Source organism: Streptococcus suis (assembly GCF_002960445.1).
In the GTDB taxonomy this organism is placed as follows: domain Bacteria; phylum Bacillota; class Bacilli; order Lactobacillales; family Streptococcaceae; genus Streptococcus; species Streptococcus hyiners.
Genome location: NZ_POJD01000491.1, coordinates 1 through 270 on the forward strand (window position 1 = coordinate 1; position 270 = coordinate 270).

Here is a 270-nt window from a genome sequence, read left to right on the forward strand (position 1 = left end):
AACCACGTTGGCAGAAGTGGATGCTATCAAAAAGCATTTACAGGGAGTTATTGATGAAAATACGACCCTCCGCTTGGAAAATTCCAAGTTGCGCGAACGTTTGGAAAAAGAAGATAAGACAGGCCATAAATCTTCCAACTTTGGTAAGGAGAATTTGGAGAATATTTACGAAGATGGTTTCCATATTTGTACCTTCTCTTATGGTCAACGTAGGGATAATGATGAACCTTGTATGTTCTGTGTAGAATTATTGAATCGAGATTAGGATGA

Annotated in this window: 1 protein-coding gene; it reads left to right on the top strand. The window is 38.1% G+C overall.

Annotated features, from left to right (window positions below; genetic code table 11):
- On the top strand, nucleotides 1-265 hold a 265-nt coding region (yabA, locus tag C1G53_RS12940), incomplete at its 5' end, for a DNA replication initiation control protein YabA (protein ID WP_105118868.1).
- Nucleotides 266-270 lie beyond the last annotated feature (5 nt).